This window comes from Collinsella aerofaciens (assembly GCF_020709435.1).
Lineage (GTDB): Bacteria > Actinomycetota > Coriobacteriia > Coriobacteriales > Coriobacteriaceae > Collinsella > Collinsella aerofaciens_AU.
This window is the reverse complement of the sequence record NZ_JAJFDP010000005.1, coordinates 120055-137622: the sequence shown is the minus strand read 5'-3', so window position 1 is coordinate 137622 and position 17568 is coordinate 120055. Positions and strand designations below refer to the sequence as shown.

General features: G+C 59.9%; 12 protein-coding genes. 8 read left to right on the top strand and 4 right to left on the bottom strand.

Annotated elements, in window-relative coordinates:
- Nucleotides 1-230: 230 nt before the first annotated feature.
- Together LK493_RS05005 and LK493_RS05000 are read left to right on the top strand one after the other, a co-directional pair.
- On the top strand, nucleotides 231-2531 hold the full coding sequence (locus tag LK493_RS05005) for a hydratase (RefSeq protein WP_227790336.1): 2301 nt from the start codon (nucleotides 231-233) through the stop codon (nucleotides 2529-2531).
- 249 nt (nucleotides 2532-2780) lie between these two features.
- Nucleotides 2781-3470 carry a hypothetical protein gene (locus LK493_RS05000; protein WP_195502996.1) on the top strand — a complete coding sequence of 230 codons (690 nt, stop codon included), beginning with the start codon at nucleotides 2781-2783 and terminating at the stop codon, nucleotides 3468-3470.
- Nucleotides 3471-3845: 375 nt separating this feature from the next.
- Here the strand turns inward: LK493_RS05000 and LK493_RS04995 are convergent, their stop codons facing one another.
- Complete coding sequence (locus tag LK493_RS04995; protein WP_227790335.1) at nucleotides 3846-4514, bottom strand: hypothetical protein; 669 nt, start codon at nucleotides 4512-4514, stop codon at nucleotides 3846-3848.
- A 234-nt stretch (nucleotides 4515-4748) separates the two neighbouring features.
- Between LK493_RS04995 and LK493_RS04990 the strand changes: the two genes are divergently transcribed.
- From LK493_RS04990 to LK493_RS04975, 4 genes are all read left to right on the top strand, one after another.
- On the top strand, nucleotides 4749-5420 hold the full coding sequence (locus LK493_RS04990; RefSeq protein ID WP_227790334.1) for a hypothetical protein: 672 nt from the start codon (nucleotides 4749-4751) through the stop codon (nucleotides 5418-5420).
- A 367-nt stretch (nucleotides 5421-5787) separates the two neighbouring features.
- The gene (gene clpB / locus LK493_RS04985) at nucleotides 5788-8415 is read left to right on the top strand and encodes an ATP-dependent chaperone ClpB (RefSeq protein ID WP_117746526.1); all 2628 of its coding nucleotides are present in this window, start codon (nucleotides 5788-5790) and stop codon (nucleotides 8413-8415) included.
- Between the two features lie 131 nt (nucleotides 8416-8546).
- Nucleotides 8547-8741, top strand: a complete 195-nt coding sequence (locus LK493_RS04980) for a hypothetical protein (RefSeq protein WP_227790333.1) — start codon at nucleotides 8547-8549, stop codon at nucleotides 8739-8741.
- A 321-nt stretch (nucleotides 8742-9062) separates the two neighbouring features.
- A complete protein-coding gene (locus LK493_RS04975) occupies nucleotides 9063-10415 on the top strand; it encodes an ATP-binding protein (protein WP_227790332.1) in 1353 nt (450 codons plus the stop codon).
- 73 nt (nucleotides 10416-10488) lie between these two features.
- On the opposite strand, the gene LK493_RS04970 is transcribed toward LK493_RS04975, so the two are convergent.
- The 3 genes from LK493_RS04970 to LK493_RS04960 form a co-directional block, all read right to left on the bottom strand.
- Entirely contained in the window at nucleotides 10489-11970 is a 1482-nt protein-coding gene (locus LK493_RS04970; protein ID WP_227790331.1) for a hypothetical protein, read from the bottom strand.
- 231 nt (nucleotides 11971-12201) lie between these two features.
- A complete protein-coding gene (locus LK493_RS04965; protein ID WP_227790330.1) occupies nucleotides 12202-13209 on the bottom strand; it encodes a DUF5692 family protein in 1008 nt (335 codons plus the stop codon).
- Nucleotides 13210-13272: 63 nt separating this feature from the next.
- On the bottom strand, nucleotides 13273-13935 hold the full coding sequence (locus tag LK493_RS04960) for a TetR/AcrR family transcriptional regulator (protein ID WP_195233829.1): 663 nt from the start codon (nucleotides 13933-13935) through the stop codon (nucleotides 13273-13275).
- 189 nt (nucleotides 13936-14124) lie between these two features.
- Here LK493_RS04960 and LK493_RS04955 point away from each other — a divergent pair, with 189 nt between their 5' ends.
- Entirely contained in the window at nucleotides 14125-16902 is a 2778-nt protein-coding gene (locus tag LK493_RS04955) for an FAD-dependent oxidoreductase (protein ID WP_227790329.1), read from the top strand.
- 197 nt (nucleotides 16903-17099) lie between these two features.
- A complete protein-coding gene (locus tag LK493_RS04950) occupies nucleotides 17100-17528 on the top strand; it encodes a hydrogenase maturation nickel metallochaperone HypA/HybF (protein ID WP_227790328.1) in 429 nt (142 codons plus the stop codon).
- Nucleotides 17529-17568: the final 40 nt, after the last annotated feature.

Here is a 17568-nt window from a genome sequence, read left to right as displayed (position 1 = left end):
CGGTCTTTCATGCAGCAGGGGCTCTCAATGTTTTTATGTCCTGCTCATATCGTCTGTGCCGGCACTTTGGGACACTCCTTGTTAGGAGAGTGATGCAAGGGGCTCGTCCTTTACTTTACCGAGATAAAGTGAACGTGCAGATTCGTAACCCACTCGCAACCGTTCTATGGCACGATATTGAACGAATGTATGCTATGCGCCCAAATCTTTTGGGCAGAGTGGGAGACAGTATGGTCAAGCTGTACGAGGACGGCATCTACCTGCGTAACGGCAGCGAGGTTGTGCCTGAGGCCGAGGCTGCCGAGCGCGGTATTACGCAGACGCCCGAGGATGCCAAGCGCGGCACCATCGCGTATTCGATCCTTCAAGCACACAACACGTCCGGCGACCCCGAGGCGCTCAAGATTCGCTTCGACGCCATGGCGAGCCACGACATCACCTTTGTCGGCATCATCCAGACGGCGCGCGCCTCGGGCATGGAGCAGTTCCCGCTGCCTTACGTGCTTACCAACTGCCATAACTCGCTGTGTGCCGTGGGTGGCACCATCAACGAGGACGACCACGTCTTTGGCCTCTCGGCTGCCAAAAAGTACGGCGGCATCTTCGTCCCGCCGCACATCGCCGTCATCCACTCCTTTATGCGTGAGAATTTCGCCGGCTGTGGCAAGATGATCCTGGGCTCCGACTCGCACACCCGCTACGGCGCTCTGGGCACCATGGCCGTGGGCGAGGGCGGTGGCGAGCTGGCAAAGCAGCTGCTGCGCGACACCTACGATGTCGCCTATCCCGGCGTCGTTGCCATCTACCTCACGGGCGCCCCGCGCCCCGGCGTCGGCCCGCACGACGTGGCGCTCGCCATCATCAAGGCGGTCTTTGCCAAGGGCTACGTCAAGAACAAGGTCATGGAGTTTGTGGGCCCCGGCATCGCGAGCATGACGACCGACTACCGCAACGGCGTCGATGTCATGACCACCGAGACCACCTGCCTGTCGAGCATCTGGGCCACCGACGAGGACACGCACGCGTTTTTGACCATGCACGGCCGCGGCGAGGACTACCGCGAGCTCAAGCCCGCCGATGTTGCCTACTACGACGGCTGCGTCGAAGTCGATCTGTCGAGCATCAAGCCCATGATCGCGCTGCCGTTCCATCCTTCCAACGGCTTTGAGATTGACGAGCTCAACGAGAACCTCGAGGACATCCTGCATGAGGTGGAGCTCGAGGCCGCCAAGATCGGCGAGGGCAAGACGCACTTTACCCTGCTCGACAAGATCGTCGACGGCAAGCTACACGTGCAGCAGGGCGTTATCGCCGGCTGCTCGGGCGGCAACTACGACTCCGTGGTCCAGGCTGCCCGCGTGCTCAAGGGCGCCAACACCGGCTGCGGCGAGTTCTCGCTGTCGGTCTATCCCACGAGCCAGCCCGTGGCGCTCGAGCTTACACGCCGCGGCTATATCTACGACCTTATGGAGGCCGGCGCGATTGTGCGCACGGCATTCTGCGGCCCGTGCTTTGGCGCCGGCGACACGCCTGCCAACAACGGCCTTTCGATCCGCCACACTACGCGCAACTTCCCCAATCGCGAGGGTTCCAAGCCGGGTAATGGCCAGCTGAGCGCCGTGGCCCTGATGGACGCCCGCTCCATTGCGGCGACGGCGGCCAACGGCGGCGTCCTGACGCCGGCGACCGACCTGCCCGAGGAGACTTGGGACGAGGCCTGCGAGTACAACTTTGACGACGCGCCGTACAAAAAGCGCGTGTACTGGGGCTTTGGCAAGGCGGAGCCTGCCGACGAACTGGTCGAGGGTCCCAACATCAAGCCGTGGCCCGCGATGGAGCCCCTCGGCGACGATATCCTGCTCAAGGTGTGCTCTAAAATCATGGACCCGGTCACCACGACTGACGAGCTCATTCCTTCGGGCGAGACGAGCTCCTTCCGCTCCAACCCGCTGGGCCTGGCAGAGTTTACGCTGAGCCGCCGCGACCCGGCCTACGTGGGCCGTTCCAAGGAGGTCGACGCCGTGGAGAAGCGCCGCGTTGCCGGCGAGGCAGCAGGCGACTTGGCCGCGCTCGATGCCGAGCTTGCCGGCGTGTTTGAGGCGCTGGCCGGCGCGGGTGTCGCTGCCGACGCCAAGGCGACCGAGTACGGCTCCATGCTCTATGCCAAGAAGCCCGGTGACGGTTCTGCCCGCGAGCAGGCCGCGAGCTGCCAGCGCGTAATTGGCGGCCTGGCCAACATCGTCCACGAGTACGCCACCAAGCGCTATCGCTCCAACGTGATGAACTGGGGCATGGTGCCCTTCCAGATGGAGGCCGAGCCCAGCTTTGAGGTGGGCGACTACGTCTTTGTGCCGGGTATCCGCGCTGCGCTCGATGGCGACCTAAAGGACATCGCCGCCTACGTGGTGCGCGCCGACGGCACGGTCGAGCAGATTGAGCTTTACATTGCCGATATGACGGCAGAGGAGCGTGCCATCGTCAAGGCCGGCTGCCTGATCAACTACAACAAGTTCAAGGCCGCTGCCGAGTAACGCACATACTTGTCCGCCCCGGTTATACCTTTCCCTGCCGCTCACGCGCTTCGCGAGGGTCGCGTCAGAGAAAGGTATAACCGGGGCTACTTGTTAAGTGCTGCTCGTTGGGTCTTGAGGGCGCTAAAATCGAGGTTGCAACTCTCCTCTATGGGGGAGTGCGCCTTTGTTCATATGCTATCTAGAATTGACAGTATGAAGTTGGCGCTTTAAAGTGAGCTCAAAACACTCTCGTTTGTGGAGTTGAAGATGAAGCGTTGCACTTCTGTTTTGTTGCTGTTGGTGGCTTGCGTCGTCGCTGCTGCGGGCGTGGTCCTATTTGGCTCGCTTATCTTCTATGGGCCGAGTGGGGTTGAGCAGACGGTTGAGATGGCGTCCCTTGTTGCATCGATGCCCGGGCAAATGATTTCGGACGTTACAAAGCCCGATGAGATAACGCTCGATATCGAGGAAACGCCGGGCATTCTAAGCATAAGCAACTACCCCATGATTGAACTTGGCTCGTCTCGCTATACCAAGGACGAGAAGTTGTCCCGACAGGCGCTGGACTTGCTAAACGGGCGTTCGTTCAAACGCTGGGACGGTTGGGATGCCTATGAGCGCCGACGTGGTTCTGTGAACGGTGGCTACTATACAACGCTGAAGTTGTATTCATCTGATGGCAAACTGATGCGCACCGTTAACTACAATCCGGAATACGCAAAAGCCGGAGGTGGGGACGGCGTCTATATCCAAGATGGCGGCGTGACCTACATTCTTGAAGGCGACCAGCAGCAGGTGATCGATTTTTTGGATCGTTGCGTGATGGACGCGTACGACCAGACCTGCCTGCCCGACCCGCAGACTGCACGCGATGGTGGATCTGCTCGTACATGGCTATTCGAGGATGAGATGCCCTGGACCGCCGAATCGGGAAGCACGGGCTCGGCAAAAGAGTAGAGAACGCGACCACCACAAAGGTGCCCCTTTGCGGTGGTTTTCAGTCTGTCTCGATCTGTAACATCTGGGCCGTTAAAAGTGGGCTTGGTGTTGCAGATTTAGATTATCGATTCGGGTGTCTTCTGTTTATCTCGATCTGTAACAGGTGGACCCTTATTTGCCGAGTAGTTGTTACAGATTTAGATAAACGGGCGCCGCTGAGCATTTCATCTCAATCTGTAACATCTGGGGTCAAAAACGGCCGCTAGATGTTACAGATCGAGACAGATGAGCGCCGGAGTCGAAAATCACCACAAAGGTGCCTGTCCCCTTTGTGGTGGTGGGGGGCGGGCTCGATGTTATTGTGATCGCTGGGCAGCATTTTAATGAATGTCTCTACAGGATTTCATCTGGGGTGGCGGGTTTGGTTGTTTTGGGGATGCCGAGTTTGGATGACGCGAAATCGTCAACATTGTCCTTAATTCCGTCTTTGGTGTAGACAGTGACCATATAGGTGCTGTGTCCGAATTCGCCCTTGTCGCGTGTTGCCCAGGCATCCCAGTAGGCGGCCCCGTTTCGCCCTTTGATTTTTCCGACACGGCGGAGTTCTGTTCGCTTTAATTTCCGGTTGCTATAGATGGTTCGACCGGCTTCCGCGGTGAGCCCGCACTGTCCAAGCAGCTTGTCGAGGACTTGGTTCATGTGGCGCTCATCGGTGTTTGGTGCGTAGTCGTAGGCGAGGGTGATGGAGTCGAGTGGCTGGTCGTCGATCAGATAGTTTAGCGCCTGAGGTTCAAGGCAGAAATAGGGGGAGCATCCGTCGACCTTGCCGAGCAACGGTAACTTGGACTGCCAACTTCCGGTGGGAATTGCATATTCGTAGAACACGCCACGGCAGACAAAGGAGAGCGAGGTGGCACGCGAGCCGGCGTCGATCATCCCGCAAAGATCGAAGGGCGAGGCGATACCAAAAGAAAAGGGCGTGATGACGATAAGGAAGAGCATCACGATGGGTATGGCGAGAATGGCGATGACGTTGCGACCGGTGGAATGAGACGGCTTCATATGCGCTCCTCGAGACAAAGATCTGTTGAGGATAGGCAGAAATGGATATGTTCAGAGAACAATTCAAGTTTAATCTCATGGCGCGAGATGGTCGACCGTTAGCGTCGAAAACCACCACAAAGGTGCCTGTCCCCTTTGTGATGGTGAGGAGCGCGCGGCTTCTTTTGGTAATAGTGTTAGCTGGTGGTATCATTAGTGCAGGTGGCGAAGGTTTGCATTGTGGGGTGTTTTGCCGTGAGCCGTTCTGCCCGTATTGGATTGATTGTCTTGGCGCTTGCGATCGCTGTGGTTGGCGCGGGTGCTGTCGGTATGGCATTTCTACCTGCTGCGGTGACGGAGCCGGTGGTCAAGCCTGTGACTCAATCTGTCGAACTTCTGACCGGCGACGACAAGCCCGAGACCATTACCGTTGATTTTGATGAGCAGCCGGCTGTGCTGGGTATTAGCAATTATCCGCGTATTCAGCTTGGGGCCATGCGCTATACCACGGATACAAGCCTGATCGATAGGGCGTCCGAGCTACTCAAGGGCAAAACATTTAAGCGCTGGTACGGATATGCGTCCTATCGGGCAAAAGCGAACGACATGGTTGGCGGATGCCACTCTTCTATCGAGCTGGACACTGCAAACGGCGCAAAGTTATGTGATGTCTCGTACGATCCGGGCTACGAGGGCAATGAGGGTCCGGGCATCTACATCATGGACGGCGATGTCGCCTATGTCATGGAGGGCGACCAGACCGAGCTCAACGATTTTATGGGTCAGTGTATCCAAGATGCCTATGAACAGACCTGCTTGCCTGACCCGCAGACTGCACGCGATAGTGGGTCTGCCCGTACATGGCTGTTCGAGGATGAGATGCCCTGGACCGTCGAATCGGGAAGTATGGGTTCGGCGAAGGAGTAGAGACCGCGACCACCACAAAGGTGCCTGTCCTCTTTGTGATGGTTTTCGGTCTGTCTCGATCTGTAACATCTTGGCCGCTAAAAGTGGGCCTGGTGTTACAGATTTAGATTTTTGATCCGGGTGTTTTCTGTTCGTCTCAATCTATAACATCTGGAGCCATAAACAGTCGCTAGATGTTACAGATTGAGATAGTGAGGGGATGAGGCCGCAGCGGGTGAGCGCACCTGCTCCCTATCTTTCAATCACTCAGAAAATCTTATATATAGAGACTTAGATTTATGTATAAGATCGCGCAAAGCTGGCAACAATACTTCTCGAACAACGTGAAGCCGCCCCGTAGGGCGGCCACCCCAAGAGAGGTGATTCCATGAGAATCGATAAGCTAGCAATGACGTCGCGCGAGGCGCTGCAGACCGCCATGAGCACGGCCGCTGACGCGCAGGCCGGCGCGGTGGAGCCGATTCATCTGCTGTCTGCCCTGCTCGGTGCCGGCGAGCGCAATATCTCCGTGATCATCGAGCGCATCGGTGCCGACCCGGCTCAGCTCGCACGCTCCACACAGGATGCCATCGACCACGCGCCCAAGGTTTCGGGCGAGGGCCAGCAGATGGGCCTGTCCAACGAGCTCGTCCGCGTCATCGAAAAGGCCGAGAAGAAGGCCACCAAGATGGGCGACAGCTTTGTGGTGACTGAGCATCTGCTGATGGCGCTTGCCGAGGACAAGGGCGAGGCGGGCCGCGTACTGCGCGACGCCGGCGTCACCAAGGAGCGCATCGAGCAAGTCTACGAGGAGCTGCGTGGCGATGACCGCGTGACGTCTGCCGAGGACAAGACTCAGTTTGAGGCACTGGAGCAGTACGGTCGCAACATCTGCGATCTGGCCCGCGCCGGCAAGCTCGACCCGGTCATCGGCCGTACCGATGAGATTCGCCGCACCATCCAGGTCCTGTCCCGTCGCACCAAGAACAACCCCGTGCTCATCGGTGAGCCGGGCGTCGGCAAGACGGCCATCGTCGAGGGCATCGCCCAGCGTATCGTGGCCGGCGACGTGCCGAGCACCCTGCGCGACCGCGACCTTATCGAGCTCGACATGAGCGCGCTGGTCGCCGGCGCCAAATACCGCGGCGAGTTCGAGGACCGCTTGAAGGCCGTGCTCAAGGAAGTGCAAAAGTCCGAGGGCAAGGTCATCCTGTTCATCGATGAGCTCCACACCATCGTGGGCGCGGGTGCCACCGAGGGCTCCATGGACGCCGGCAACATTCTCAAGCCGGCGCTTGCCCGTGGCGACTTGCACGCGATCGGCGCGACCACGCTCGACGAATACCGCAAGTACATCGAAAAGGATGCGGCGCTCGCGCGTCGTTTCCAGACCGTGATGGTGAGCGAGCCTACCGTCGAGGACACCATCTCGATCCTGCGTGGCCTCAAGGAGAAATACGAGATCTTCCACGGTGTGCATATCACCGATAGCGCGCTCGTGGCAGCTGCCGACCTCTCCGATCGCTACATCGCCGACCGCTTCCTGCCCGACAAGGCCATCGATTTGGTCGATGAGGCGGCAAGCCGCCTGCGCATGGAACTCGACAGCATGCCGGTCGAGATCGACGCCACCACGCGTCAGCTCACTCAGCTGCAGATCGAGGAACAGGCGCTCATGAAAGAGACCGATGACGCCTCCAAGGAGCGTCTGGAGGCCCTGCGCCAGGAGATTGCCGAGGTCCAGGAAAAACTCAACGTGCAAAAGGCCGGCTGGCTCAACCAGAAGAACGCCATTGACCACGTGCAGGAGCTTAAGAGCCAGCTTGACGAGGCCAAGAGCGAAGAGGAGCGCGCGACGCGTAACGGCGACCTGGGCCGTGCGTCCGAGCTGCGCTATTCCGTGATCCCGGGTCTGCAGCAACAGATTCAGGATTCCGAGGCTGCGCTCGAGGCACAAAAGCAGCAGGACGGCGAGGGCCTCAACGAACAGGTGACCTCCGATGAGATCGCCGAGGTCGTGAGTGCCTGGACCGGCGTGCCCGTGTCCAAGATGATGCAGGGCGAGCTCGACAAGTTGAAGGGCTTGGAGGGTGAGCTGCATAAGCGCGTCATCGGCCAGGACGAGGCCGTCTCCGCCGTCGCCGCAGCTGTGCGCCGCAGCCGTGCGGGCCTCTCCGATCCGGACAAGCCCATTGGCAGCTTCTTCTTCCTGGGCCCCACCGGCGTGGGTAAGACCGAGCTCGCCAAGGCTCTAGCCGAGTGCCTGTTCGATGACGAGCGCGCACTCGTGCGTATCGACATGTCCGAGTACATGGAGAAGTTCAGCGTCCAGCGTCTGATCGGTGCGCCCCCGGGATACGTGGGATACGACGAGGGCGGCCAGCTCACCGAGGCCGTGCGCCGTCGTCCGTATTCCGTGATCTTGCTCGACGAGATGGAGAAGGCTCACCCGGATGTCTTTAACGTGCTGCTGCAGGTGCTTGACGACGGCCGTCTGACCGACGGTCAGGGTCGCCAGGTATCCTTCAAGAACACGATCATCATCATGACGTCTAACGTGGGCTCCAAGGCTATCGCTGAGCTTTCCGGCAAGGACGAGGAGGAGATGCGCCATCAGGTCGACGCGGCCATGGCTCAGACCTTCCGCCCCGAGTTCCTCAACCGTATCGATGATATCGTGGTGTTCCATCCGCTTGGCATGGCGCAGATCGAGAAGATCGTCGACATTCAGCTCGCCGACGTCCGCGCGCGTCTGGCCAAGGAACGCATGACGCTTGCCATCACCCCGGCGGCCAAGCAGCTGCTCGCCGTGGGCGGCTTGGACCCGGTCTTTGGTGCCCGTCCGCTCAAGCGTCTGGTGCAGCGTGAGGTTGTCGATGCCATCGCAGCGGCCATCATCGACGGCACGGTGCGCGAGGGCGATCAGGTGACGGTCGATGTCGACAAGGACGGCGGCTTTACCGTCGTGTGCGATAACACGCCGGCGGCCACCTACGAGGTTCCCGACGCCGAGTAGATTTTGGGCAATGCCTTAAAATCTGCCAGTCGTCTCTAAACGCCAAGGGCGGTGGATCCAATCGAGTCCGCCGCCCTTTTTCGTGCGACAATCGATGATGTTGAGCGGATGCGATGCAAGGAGCTATGCAGATGAAAGACGAGAACAAGACGAACGCACCGGCGGCTGAGATAGCGTCCGCCGCACCAAAGCCCGCGCCGAAACCGGCACCCAAGCCGCGCGACCCCTACATCCGTGCCGAGAACGAGGACGATGACGGCTACGATCCCTACAGCGACCGACGCCCCGAGCGCGAGCCGATGTTCGAAGCCGATCCGTGGCGCTGAGTGCCACCCAAAAGGCCACCAATAAGTTGCGGTGAAATAGGGATTGTTTTGCGGTTTGACCAGCAAAAACAGCCCCTATTTCACCGCAACTGCGTTAGGGATTTTTCTACAGGGGACGGGTAGTCAAAAAAGTCCCGTCCCAAATCGACTGTCCAGGGAGTCGCATTCGAGCTTGGTTGTCCTCTCAGCCACTCGGCATCCTTCGAGCAGTAATAGTGAAAAAACTTGCCTAGGTGTTAATCAAGTAATACACAATCTTGCTCTTCAATTAATCAAGAATAGGTATAATTTTGATTAGCTAGAGAGCAAGATTGGAGAATCATGGCATTCAACGACTTGATCGCCCAGAAAATAAAGGACTTTGAACAGCAGGGGGTTCCGCAGGTCTTTGAGCGAGACCTTGATCTAGGAAACCCACAGGAGCCAAAGCGCGACAACATCGTAAATGTGATTGTGGGGGCCCGCCGTTGTGGAAAGACGTATCGCCTGTATCAGGAGATGCGGCGGCTTCAGAGCCGGGGCGTCGAGCTTGACCGGATGCTTTACTTCAATTTTGAGGATGAGCGCTTGCGCCCGTATGAGCCATCGCTGCTGGCGGACGTGCTCGACACGTTCTATGCACTGTATCCTGTTGCTCGAACCGAGGGCGCTTACATTTTCTTTGACGAGATCCAGGAAATTCCCGAATGGGGTGCGTTTCTGCGGCGTGTAGTCGATACGGAGAAAGCGACCGTCTATGTGACGGGATCTTCTTCCAAGATGCTGTCCTCAGAACTTAAGAGCGAGTTCAGGGGTCGTTCTCTTGTGCGAGAGCTTTTTCCGTTGAGTTTTTCGGAATACGTTCGATATAAGACGGGGAGCGTCCCCGAGCCAGATGCGACCTTTTCCCCGAGCGATGCAGCGCTGCTTCGACATCATCTGATCGGGTATCTTGAACAAGGGGGATTCATCGCGACACTTGAGCAGACGCCTGCAGACGCGATTCAGCTGCTACAGGAATATGCTTCGCGAACGGTCGCCATGGACGTCGTTGAACGTTACGACGTCAAGAACCCTCGCCTGGCATCGCTGTTCTTGACGCGGTGTATGGCATCTTCGGGACGAGAGCTGTCAGTGAACAAAGTGTACAACGAGTTCAAGAGCAGACAGATACCCGTCAGTCGTAATTCGCTCAGCGATTTACTTGAGTATTATGAGGACGCCTACCTGTTATTTTCTGTGCCGGAGTTCACGCGTTCACTGGCAAATAACATGCGGTCTGCGTCTAAGGTCTACGCTGTCGACCCTGCGATGTTTGGAGCATTCTCTCCCGCATCGGCATTGGACCAGGGCCAGAGGCTCGAGACCGCAGTGTTCAATGCGCTAAGAAGAAGGACTCCCGCGGTGAGGACCGGCTCGGTCTGCCGCCTGCTGATCAAAGAGAAGAGCAAAAGCCATGAGGTAGACTTTGTGGCTGGGGACGCGCTTCTCATGCGGGCTTATAGCCTGATTCAGGTGAGTGCGGATATGGCAAGTGAGAAAACGCGCGAGCGCGAAATTGCCGCGCTTGATGCCTCGATGGCCCATTTCGATCTTAGCGAGTCGGCAATCGTTACCATGGATGAACAGACCGATATTCCATGCGAGCACGGTGTGGTACACATTATGCCCGCATGGAAGTGGCTCCTTGCCTAATCACCTATGGACCTGTGGGGTCAGGACCTCCTGGCTCCCTCATCACGGTTGGGGAGCACCTTGCTGCGCCAGGCTAGTCCTGGGCTTTGATACTCGGCAGCAGGATCTGCGCGAGGTAGTCGGTTTCGAGCTTAGTGGCACCATCTGCCTTGCCGTCTTTGCCGACCAACACGTTCTTGATCTGGCTATAGGTATAGCGGTTGCCGGTCGTCAGCTCGACAAGCTCAATGGCAGTGTCCATGGGGTAGGTCGACACGGGGTTCTGCGTGCGTCCGTTGATGGTCTGGGGCACCACGTACGGATAGACGGGGCCGCTGGCGTAGACGGTATAACCGTTGCCTAGATTGGCCGCACCCAAAACCGTATCGCCTTCATCGGGCGTAAAGCTCTCGCCCTCGCGCACCGCGACGAGCGTCACGAGCGGCGTATTGGCGTCGTCGCCCAGATAGATGCATAGCGTGCTTCCGTTTTGCCAAGTTGCGACCTTGCCGTACCACTCGACGGGAATATCGAGCTGGTAGAGGTCGGTTGCCTTGTGGCGAGCGTCAGCATCACGGGACGCCTGTGCCTTTTGCGCGCTCACGGCATTGACGGCGGCGTCGCGCCGCGCGGTTGCTGCCTGCTGGAGCACTTTGGCAGCCGCGGCGGAGCTCGCACCGCCCTCTTCGGCATACTTGGCGGCGGCATCGATCTGGTCGTCGGTTACCGTGTCGGCCGAAGGCACCTTGAGCTTAAAGGTGGCCTGGGCACTTAAATCCTGTCCATCGCTCTTAACGGTGACCTGCGTCTTGGTGGTCGGGACGGTATAGACGGTGCCGTCGGCCGCGATGGGGGAGGCGGCGATGGAGAGCGTGTAATCGCCGGGCAGCAGTTTGATGCCGCGGCCGTGCTCGTCAACATAGAGTGTTTCGCTCACGGAGGAGCCATCAGCGTCCTGACCGCTCACCTGTACGGGAATCTTGGAGCCGGTGGAACAGTCGAGGCCCGCGGCATGCACACCAATCTGCACTGACATCATCGTGTGGGCATTGGCGGCGGCAGCGGCAGCCTGCTCTTGCTGATATCCGTTCCAGGCAGCATAGCCTGCACCGCCGGCGACGAGCGCGACGGCTACGACGCCGGCAACCATCAGATTGCGGCGCTTGGGCGACATTTTGCGATGGCGAACCTCGGCCTCGCGTGCCGAGGGAACGGACGGCAGGGGAATATCGCCCATGGCGATGGTCTCGTCCACGGCTGGTGCGGAACCCAAGCCAGGAAGCTCGCGGGTCAGCGAATCCTCGGCCGGCAAGCTGTTGAGCAAGACGGTTTCCTCGCCCGTGTCGGATTCGGGCTGGTCGTCGGCCTCGCTATCGTCCTCTTCGGCTTCGTCAGGAGCGTCTTTGGCGTCGCTGCCTTCGTCCTCAGTGTCTTCGTGCACCTCGTCCTGCGCGTCGACGGCCGAATCGCTAAACGAGAGCTCGTCTAGCGCGATCCGGTCAAGGCTCTCCAGGGCTTCGGCACATGCTTCCGCATCCTGGGCCGCATCCTCGCGGCCATACGTCTCATCGCTCATATATCCCCCAATGCAATATCGGCTCAACACTGTACCCAAAAATGGAGCCATATAAAGCGCATACGAAATATAAGATCCGATTTAACCTGAGCGCATCGTTCGGCCGCATCCTCGCAACAACAAAAAGCCCCCGGAAAGCGGACAAATCGCTTTCCGGGGGCATGCAATACGTTGCATAGCGCGGAGTCGGCCAGGCGGCTTCACATTCAAGCGGTGCTTGCGTCAGGCGCGTTACTCGGCGTGCGCGTAATCAACCTTGGCGCGGCGAGCAGTAGCCTTCTCCCAATCGCTGGTGCCCTCAAAGACATCCTGCTTGTAGGGATTGCGGCCGAGCTTCTTGGCGCGGTAGGCGATGTAGATGATCGCGGCGACGTTGGCGACCAGTGCGGCGATCGAGACCGCGGTAGCGGCGCCGGGGTCGAGCGTGGAGTGGGTCACAAAGATGGACTCCTCCTGGAAGTACGGGAACACCTGGGCAAACATGCACCAAATAGCCAGCGTAAAGGCGCGGTTCTGAATCCAGCCGCCCTTGTTCCAGATAAAGGCGGCGACGGTGGGCGCCAGCAGCAGCGCAAAGCCGCAGAACCAGGAGTGGGTGGGCAGGCAGTTGTAGGTGTAGCAGAAGTTCCAGATGTCGTAGGCGATGATGTAGACCCAGGTCATGTCGGGCCACAGCATGTCGGTCTTGTCCTCGGAGGCGTAGACGCTCCACCAACCGGTCATGCAGAAGATGTTGATGATTCCGGCGATGCCGTTGAACACGTTATTCCAACCGGCGAGCTGCGTGGCGCCCTCGGAGGTGACCCAAGTGGACTGGCCCAGGACAAAGAAGTGATAGGCGCTCTCGAAGTCGGACACGACGGCGATCATGATGTTGATGGCGACGATCACAAACGGCCATGCGCGGAACCAGTGCGCCTTGCCGATCTTGCCCCACTGATACTTAATGGCGATGAAGCCCCAGCAACCGGCAAGCGCCGCGTATACCTTGGCGTAGTGGAACCAGCTGTTCTGGTACACATGGGTGGGGTTGGTGAGCGCCCACTCGGCGCCCTGCGAAACGCCGACGGCGATGGCGACGCAGTAGATGGTCATGGCCAGCGGAGCCACGCCAAAGATGATGGCCGCGCCCAGCTTGGTGCGGCGGCCGACCTCGTTGAGCACGATCAGGCCAATAAAGACCATGGCCCAGCCGGCCCAGTGGATAAGGGTATCGCTACCCCAAACATCGAACAGCATGCTGCTCTCCTTTCACACGCCCGCGGCCCCTCTTCTGATCGCGGGCAGTTTGGCCAAATGTCGTCAGTTCTGGGGCTTGCGCTCCGGATACTTGGCGGTATAGCCCTCGATGTGGAGCGTCGAGGCGATGATTTCCTTGACCGTCTCGTCGGGCACATCGGGGTGCGTGCGGATATACATCAACAACCCCATGATGAGGGTGTAGAACGTCTCGTAGACATGGTCGATGCGTAGCTCATGATGGGCGACAAAATCCACCACGGTGGTGTCGCAGATATACTGCGCCACGCGCTGGACCACGTTGTGCAAAAAGCCGCCGTAGAGCGCGCCGCTGCTCGAGGTGAGCGTGCTCGGCAGCTCGTGGCCGCTGGCGACCAGGCGCTTAAAGAGCGGGGCGACGGTGTCGAGCGCGCCCTCGATATCGCCGACGGTGCGGTTGGCATTCCACTGCTCGAGCTCGGAGATAAAACCGTCGATTGCCTCGTCCATGACGGCGGTGACGGCGGCGTCCATGTCGGCGAAGTAGTGGTAGAACAATGAACGCGTGCAGCCGGCTCGCTTGGTCACGGCCGATACCGATAGGTGGGACACGCCCAGCTCGGAGCTTACGGTGCGTACGGCATCGAGGATCTCGCGACGGCGTTCGTCGCCCGTCAGGCGCTTTGCCGCGCTATCGGATGCGGGGACGGCATCGACCACAGAGGTATCTGCTGCGTTGTTGCCCATGTTTTGCCGCCTTTCATCCTCTTTTGCCTGACCGTTCGCCTAACAGTCTTGAATATTGTTGACGGTTCGTCAATACTATTTTTGACACAATGTCAACAATGGCGGGTGAACGGCATGGGGGCATGCCCGGCCTGCAAAAAAAGAGGGGCGCCGCGGTCCCGCCGGGCTGTGGCAAGAGAAGGGACAACCATGATTCTCAACGGACCGGGGATTAGCTACACCGAGCCCGACATCGGTTCGGAGTTCGTGCCGCCGCTGCCGGAGCATCCGCGCGAGGCCATCGTCAAGCTGTGCGAGCACTGCACCAACCGTCTGCTGCATCGCGATGAGCTGCTGGGCTACGAGTACTGGTCGTTTGCCGAAGCTGCAACCGACGAGCAGGCCGAAGTGCTCTGCAAGATGAAGATGCGCCGCCCCTATACGCTGCCCGAGATGGTCAAGCTCACCGGCATGCCTGAGGCCGATATCGAGAAGATGCTCGACGACATGAGCTACACGGGTCTGCTCGAGTACAACTGGGAAAACCCCGAGCGCGCCAAGCAGTGGGTGCTGCCCATGCTGGTGCCGGGTTCCGCCGAGTTCCTCAACATGCGCATGAGCCAGCTCGAGGAGCACCCGGTCTATGCCAAGTTCTTTGAGCAGGCGTCCAAGGGACCGCTGTCCAAGGCCACGCCGATGGTGCCGCCCGGTGGTGCCGGCATCGGCATGCATGTCATTCCGGTCGAGAAGGCTATCGATGCCGCGAGCACGTCGGTGCCGATCGAGCATATCGAGCATTGGCTCGACAAATACGATGGCAAATATGCCGCTAGCACCTGCAGCTGCCGCGCGAGCCGTCGCGTGATGGGTGAGGGCTGCGCCGACGACCCCGCCGACTGGTGCATTGCCGTGGGCGATATGGCCGACTATGTGGTTGAGACCGACCGCGGCCATTATGTAACGCGCGACGAGGTCTACGACATCCTGCGCCAGGCCGAGGACAACGGCTTCGTGCACCAGATTACCAACATTGACGGCGAGAACAAGATCTTCGCCATCTGCAACTGCAACGTCAACGTGTGCTATGCCCTGCGCACCTCGCAGCTGTTCAACACGCCCAACCTGTCGCGCTCGGCCTACGTCGCCAAGGTCGAGAAGGACAAGTGCGTGGCCTGCGGTCGCTGCGTTGAGGTGTGTCCGGCCGGCGCCGCCAAACTGGGCCAGAAGCTCTGTAGCAAAAAGGCCGGCGGACAGGTGCCCGAGTATCCGCGCCAGGAGCTGCCCGATGCCACCAAGTGGGACCACACCAAGTGGTCGCCCAACTACCGCAACGACAACCGCATCGAGACGCACGAGTCCGGCACCGCTCCCTGCAAGACGGCTTGCCCCGCACACGTTGCCGTTCAGGGCTACTTAAAGCTTGCGGCGCAGGGCCGCTATGACGAGGCTCTGGCGCTCATCAAGCGCGAGAACCCGCTGCCCGCTATCTGCGGTCGCGTGTGCAACCGCCGCTGCGAGGATGCCTGCACCCGCGGTCGCGTGGACGAGGCCGTGGCCATCGACGAGGTCAAGAAGTTTATCGCCCAGCGTGATCTGGACGCCGCGACCCGCTACGTCCCGCCTGTGGTGGCGCCGACGCGCGCTGGTGGCTTCGACCAGAAGATCGCCATCATCGGCGCCGGTCCGGCCGGTCTGTCCTGCGCTTTTTATCTGGCCGAGAAGGGCTACAAGCCCGTCGTGTTCGAGAAAAACGGGCGCCCGGGCGGCATGCTCACTTATGGCATTCCCAGCTTTAAGCTGCAGAAGGATGTTATCGAGGCCGAGGTCGAGGTTATTCGCCTGATGGGTGCCGAGTTCCGCTATGGCGTGGAAGTCGGTCGCGACGTGACGCTCGATGAGCTGCGCGCACAGGGCTTTAAGGCCTTCTACGTGGCTATTGGCTGCCAGGGTGGCCGCCTTGCCGGCATTCCGGGCGAGGATGCCGAGGATGTGACCGTGGCCGTCGACTTCCTTCGCGAGGTCAACAGCGGCAAGATCGACGCGCTGCCCGGCCGCACCATTGTGGTGGGCGGCGGCAACGTGGCCATCGACGTGGCTCGCAACGCCTGTCGCCTGGGTTCCGAGCACGTTGAGATGTTCTGCCTGGAGAGCGAGGCCCAGATGCCCGCTAGCGAGGAAGAGCGTCGCGAGGCCGTTGAGGACGGCGCGCACATCAGCTGCAGCTGGGGTCCCAAGGAGGTCCATCTGGACGATGCCGGCCGTGTGTGCGGCATTACCTTCAAGCGCTGCACGTGTGTTTTTGACGACGAGGGCCGTTTTGCGCCCGAGTACGACGAGAACGATCTGCGTCGCGTGGACGCCGACCGCGTGGTCATGTCCATCGGTCAGTCCATCGTGTGGGGCGACCTGTTGGCCGGCTCCAAGGTGGAGCTCGGCCGTGGCCAGGGTGCCCTTGCCGATCCCCAGACCTATCAGACCGCCGAGCCCGACATCTTTGTGGGCGGAGACGTCTACACCGGCCCCAGCTTTGCCATCGATGCCATCGCCGCCGGTCACGAGGCGGCCGTGTCCATACATCGCTTTGTGCAGCCGGGCTCTACGCTCACCATTGGCCGCAACCAGCGTAAGTACAGCGCGCTCGACCGCGATGACGTGGTGATCGAGAGCTATGACAACGCGAGCCGCGAGGTGGCTCACGTCGACCGCGAGCGCGAGAAGGCCGAGCCGTTTAGCGAGTATGTCGAGACCTTTACCGAGGAGCAGGTGCGTGCCGAGACCGCCCGCTGCCTGGGTTGCGGCGCCTCGATCGTCGACCCCAACAAGTGCATCGGCTGCGGTCTGTGCACCACCAAGTGCGCGTTCGATGCCATCCACCTGGATCGCGATCGCCCCGAGTGCTCCACGATGGTCAAATACGAGCAAAAGCTTCCCAGCCTGGGCAAGTACGCACTCAAGCGCGCCATCAAGATCAAATTCGGTCGCAAGTAATGAGGTTCCGCCGTTCTAACGAACGGCGGCACTGCCGACGCTGCGCGGCGCCCAAGCACCCCATCTTGCCCCTCAACTTCGGCGCCGCGGGCAAAAGCCCAGCGGACGCCTTGTTTCGGGGCAACCTGGGGCACCTGGATCGCCGCTCGCTGACGTTTGGCTGACATCGCATCAACCGTTGTTGAAAGGTTTCTACCTTGCATGAATTGGGAATCGTTTACCACATCATTCGCGATGTCGAGAATGTGGCGCGCGCTCATGGCGTGCGTCGCGTTTCGAGCGTGACGTTGCTACTGGGCGAGGTCTCGGGCGTCGTTCCCGACTTGCTGCTCGACGCTTGGCGCTGGGCAGCAGATAAAAAGCCTATCGCGCAGGGCGCGGAGCTTATCGTGGAGCCCGTCGAGGCCGTGACACATTGCGAGGCGTGCGGCTGCGACTACGCGACGGTCGAGCACGGCAAGACCTGTCCCCATTGCGGTAGCGGCGAGACCTATTTGCTGCAGGGCCAAGAGGTAATGATCAAACAGGTCGAGACTCCCGACGAGGACCCGGCAGACGCTGCTCCTGACGGCCTCTCCGACGCACCCGATGCCGTCGACGCCGCCAACCCACTCCACATCGCCTAACATCCAATGACTGCATGGGCTAGAGTTCTAAACATATTTG

Bases quoted from the DNA above. Each gene is read 5' to 3' on its own strand.
- LK493_RS05005 (WP_227790336.1), top strand. From the start codon at position 231: ATGGTCAAGCTGTACGAGGACGGCATCTACCTGCGTAACGGCAGCGAG.
- LK493_RS05000 (WP_195502996.1), top strand. From the start codon at position 2,781: ATGAAGCGTTGCACTTCTGTTTTGTTGCTGTTGGTGGCTTGCGTCGTC.
- LK493_RS04995 (WP_227790335.1), bottom strand. From the start codon at position 4,514: ATGAAGCCGTCTCATTCCACCGGTCGCAACGTCATCGCCATTCTCGCC.
- clpB (WP_117746526.1), top strand. From the start codon at position 5,788: ATGAGAATCGATAAGCTAGCAATGACGTCGCGCGAGGCGCTGCAGACC.
- LK493_RS04980 (WP_227790333.1), top strand. From the start codon at position 8,547: ATGAAAGACGAGAACAAGACGAACGCACCGGCGGCTGAGATAGCGTCC.
- LK493_RS04975 (WP_227790332.1), top strand. From the start codon at position 9,063: ATGGCATTCAACGACTTGATCGCCCAGAAAATAAAGGACTTTGAACAG.
- LK493_RS04970 (WP_227790331.1), bottom strand. From the start codon at position 11,970: ATGAGCGATGAGACGTATGGCCGCGAGGATGCGGCCCAGGATGCGGAA.
- LK493_RS04965 (WP_227790330.1), bottom strand. From the start codon at position 13,209: ATGCTGTTCGATGTTTGGGGTAGCGATACCCTTATCCACTGGGCCGGC.
- LK493_RS04960 (WP_195233829.1), bottom strand. From the start codon at position 13,935: ATGGGCAACAACGCAGCAGATACCTCTGTGGTCGATGCCGTCCCCGCA.
- LK493_RS04955 (WP_227790329.1), top strand. From the start codon at position 14,125: ATGATTCTCAACGGACCGGGGATTAGCTACACCGAGCCCGACATCGGT.